The organism is Actinocrinis puniceicyclus, from assembly GCF_018283645.1.
Lineage (GTDB): Bacteria > Actinomycetota > Actinomycetes > Streptomycetales > Catenulisporaceae > Actinocrinis > Actinocrinis puniceicyclus.
Genome location: NZ_JAGSXH010000237.1, coordinates 1 through 3,819 on the forward strand (window position 1 = coordinate 1; position 3,819 = coordinate 3,819).

At 66.1% G+C, this 3,819-nt stretch carries 4 protein-coding genes; all 4 read right to left on the reverse strand.

The annotated features are described in order from the left end of the window. Positions 1-400 precede the first annotated feature (400 nt). Genes KGA66_RS28255 through KGA66_RS28270 form a run of 4 tightly spaced genes read right to left on the reverse strand, consistent with a single transcriptional unit; the run spans position 401 to position 3,493 of the window. Positions 401-1,033: a hypothetical protein gene (locus tag KGA66_RS28255; protein WP_211472522.1), complete on the reverse strand. Its 633-nt coding sequence runs from the start codon at positions 1,031-1,033 to the stop codon at positions 401-403. Then, positions 1,030-1,749, reverse strand: coding sequence for a hypothetical protein (locus tag KGA66_RS28260; RefSeq protein ID WP_211472524.1), 720 nt, complete (start codon positions 1,747-1,749; stop codon positions 1,030-1,032). Before KGA66_RS28260 ends, KGA66_RS28255 begins: the two co-directional genes overlap by 4 nt. Beyond that, on the reverse strand, positions 1,749-3,143 hold the full coding sequence (locus tag KGA66_RS28265; RefSeq protein ID WP_211472526.1) for a WXG100 family type VII secretion target: 1,395 nt from the start codon (positions 3,141-3,143) through the stop codon (positions 1,749-1,751). The genes KGA66_RS28260 and KGA66_RS28265 overlap by 1 nt, the downstream gene beginning before the upstream one ends. After that, a complete protein-coding gene (locus KGA66_RS28270) occupies positions 3,140-3,493 on the reverse strand; it encodes a DUF6317 family protein (RefSeq protein ID WP_211472528.1) in 354 nt (117 codons plus the stop codon). The genes KGA66_RS28265 and KGA66_RS28270 overlap by 4 nt, the downstream gene beginning before the upstream one ends. Positions 3,494-3,819: the final 326 nt, after the last annotated feature.

Genomic DNA, 3,819 nt, shown 5'->3' on the forward strand with positions numbered 1-3,819 from the left:
GAGTCCGCGCAGGACCGCTGGCGCGCCGTAAACGCGCCCCACCTCGTCGCCCTCGTACGCGCCGGAGCACGCTTCGAGCGCGGCGAACTCGTCGAGCGCGAACAGCTCACCGCAGCCTGATCAGCACATCACATCCACAGGATTTGACAATTGCTCCACGTGGAGTCTTCACCGTAGAGATCGTCTCTGGTAAGGGTTCTTCTACACGCGGGCTCCATGTCTATGCCGCGCGTGCCGTGATCACCCCAGAACGCCCGTTCCGTCCAACCGGCGCTGCCGAGATCGCCTCAGTGTTGCAACCACGGCTCTTCATGTCAGGCGATTCCGAATGCAAAGGGAGCTGAAGCAACGTGCTGACTCCGAATCAGCGGGCACCCAGCCGAACCCATCCCGCTGACGGTCAGCCGCGCAGCTTTTTCAACAGCCGTGTGGCGAGCGGGGGCCCCTGAGGCTCCGGCATCTGCGGATGGTCGCTGATCCACGGTCCGTCCGTCACTCCCGGCTTGTCCGGTACCTCGAAGGGCTTGGCGATGTACTTCGGCGCGAACTGTTCAATCTTCGCCACGGTCGCGAGAGTGCCGAGCGGAACTTCCCGGCGGCTGCCGAGGGCGGTCCTGCGCCCGTCGCCGACCGCTGTGAACAGTCCGCCGAAACGCAGGTCCCCGGCGAACCACAGGCTGGTGATCCGCGGCGTGATCCAGTCCTGGTCCTTGGGCCATTTGATCTCGTACTCACAGAGCGGCCGGCGGGTCGCCGGGTCGAAGATCAGCACCGCGGTCAGGTCCGCCTCCCAGACCCAGCGGGTGGTCAGGCCCTCGAGGATCGTCTTCGCGTTGAGGCTCTTGGGGTCGGCGATTTTCGACCAGCGCCCGAGCTTGACCGGATACTCCTGCCAGGCGAACCGCTCGAGGAGGTATTTGTCGCGCTCGCCCTGCTCGCGCCGCCACTTGTGGTCGCTGCCGAGGTCTTCCTGGATCCGCGCGAACAGTTCGGGATCGCTCAGCGGCGGGTTCGGCGGCGTCGGCGAAGTCATGAGCCCAGTCCTCCGAGGATCCGGTTGATCGATTGAGCTGCCGTGCCCGCGTCCTCAGAACCCTGCGGGGCCGTAAAGGAAACCGAGTTCGCCATGAGGACCATCATGGTCCGGAACTGCGGCCCGTGCGGCACGTACGGCGTGGAGAATTCGATGGCGACTATCCGGCTGCCGTCCTCGCACGGCACGATCGCCTCAAGTTGGTAGACCTCGGCGTCGCCCGCCGGTCCCTGCGAGCCGGGCAGTTGCGGCCGCTGCAGGATGACGACGCTCTCGAAGAACAGCGCCGGTCTGTTCGCGAGGTCCACCAGGTCGGCTTGGCCGTGTTCGTCGGCCCTGGCCTTGAGGTCGACGAGATCCTTCAGCACGAGCCGGGGGTTGCGCTTCTGGCCCATCTCCTGCTGCGATAGGACGAGGCTGGAGGAGACGACGGTGTCGTCTTGCGCCGTATGCCAGCCCAGCCCGCAGTACACGCAGTTGCGCTGTTCGAGTTGGTCGAGCAGAACGCTGAACGTGCCGATCACGGCGGAAAGCAGGTCCTGCTGCTGCGGCGGTGCCAGTTCGCGCAGATTCGCCTCGGCCGTGGCGAGAACGTCGTCGGTGTCGGTGAGCGGCAGCGAGAAGTAGCCCTGCGGCATCTCGATCCAGAAGTTCAGCGCGTCGTCCGCGGGTTCGCCGGCGCCGGTCGCCGAGAGGATCTCGGTGATCCCGGGCATCAGCCGATCGCCTGCTTGACGTCGTGATACAGGCTCGTGGCGACCGACTTGCCCTTCCAGGCGAGTTCGATGTTGTGGCCGACGGTGTTGGCGGCCTCTTCACCGAGGCCGAACGTCTTGGTCACCACGGGCATGATACCGAACTTGACCGGAAGGCTCAGCGAATGGGCCCCTTGCTGCATGGCCGTGTAGACCCGCTGCCCGTATGTCCCGCCGTCGCGGATCAGCTGCCCGCCGCCTTGAATCGCGTCCTCGGTCACGCCGGTCACGCCGCGTGCTATGGACGGTATGTCATCGATCGTCGTACCCGCCAGCTTGCCGGCCCAGCCCGTCACCTTGCCGACGAGTGTCACGTCCTTGGTCGCGTTGACCACCCCCTTACCGCCGATACCTGCCTTGCCGAGCGCGCCGACGCCGGGTATCACGCTGAGCGCGTCAATGCCCACCGCGGATGCGTTCTTCAGGTTCTGCATGGTGAAGTGGCCGGTGAGCAGGCCGCCGAGCGCGTCGCGCACCTTCGGGTTCGCGAAGTCGCACCCCAGCGCGCCCACGCCGGCTCCGATGGCGACCGCCCCGGCGACCACGTCGATGGGAGGCGGGGTGCACAGGGCGATCAGGCCGGCCACGGCGGAGATCGTGGACAGCGCCGAGTGGATCGCGTTGAGGTGGTTTGCCACCCAGCCGCCGACCATACTCAGGCCCTTGGTGAAGTCACTCCACAGGCTGGAGAAGAAGCCGGGCTTGTGCGGGGCAAGGCCCTGGGTCGCGTGCTCGAGTTCCTGCGCGTACTTCTTGGCCGCCGCCTCATGCTGCGACGCCAGTTCATGCGCCCGTTTCATGGTCGCGTCGAGGTCCTCGTGCGCCTGCTGCGCCGCATTGCCCGCGTCTTTGAGCTCCGACTCGGCCGCGTCGATCCGGCGCTGCGCGGCCTGCAGGTCCTGCTGGGTGTTGAAGAACTGGCCGATCAGCTGGAGGTCCGGGTTGTTCTGGGCCTGCTGGAGCTGCTGCTGCGCGCGCTGCACGGCCTGCTTGGCGTCCGCGGCCTCCTGGTCCAGCTTCCTGGCGACGTCTTTGAAGCCGACCAGGTCCTCGTGCCAGTTCGTCAGTACCCCGACGGCGTTGCTCAGCGAGGTGTGCGCATTGGTCAGCTCCGTGGCGAGCTTCGTGTTGAAGTGCTCGCGGAACGCATCGCCCGCGTCTCCCTGCCAGACACCGGTGTTCGCGTTGCGCATTTCGTCCAACAGTTCGCCTGACTGCTGCATCGAGCCGACGGCCTGCTCCAGCCGCGAGCTCATCGCCGCGACGTCGCCGGGAATCCCCGGCACCGGGTTGAAGCCGAGATGCGGATAGGCCGCGGTGTCGGCGAATTCTGCGACGCTGTCGAAGAGGCTCACTTGACCCCCTTCGTCGTCTCGGCGGCGCTCAACTGGCCCGTCTGGCCCATGATGAAGTCGTCGATCTGATCCAACGCCTGGCCGACCGCGCCGCCGCACTGCTTGTAGGGGTCGTGCGCCTTATTCACGCCGTCGTTCGTCTCCTGGATCGACTGGCGCAGCTGGCCCAGGCCGTACTGCCAGGCGTTCTGGGAGGCGTCCGCGGCCCGGTTCAGGCCGCCTGTCCCCCGCTGTCTCACGTGCGACGAACTCATCGCCTTCAGCGCCGCGTCCATCTGCTCGCCCGCGTCCTGGAGCGTCTTCGTCATCTGTTGCAGAACACCGAGATCACCCTGGAAAAAACCGCTCATCGTAGCTCCCCGATATGCACGATAGGGCTCCCCGTCCCGGCGGGCAGCCAGCACGACCATAGCCCCCTCGGGCGCGGGAAGCGAAACCATTGCGTTGCGATCAGAGCATGGCTCAACGATACGTAGCCCCGCGTTCGCGATCAGCCGCGGTGATACCGTTTCGGGAACGCAGTTCGCAGCGCATACCAGGGGTCGATGGCAGGGTCAATGACAAAGTGATCTTGCGGCTGGGTTCGTGGTGGTTTAGCCGTGCGTCGGCACGGTCTGCGTGGCCTGACATGCCGGATTTGCGGGCGGGCACGGCATCTGAGGATCATTCAGGTGTC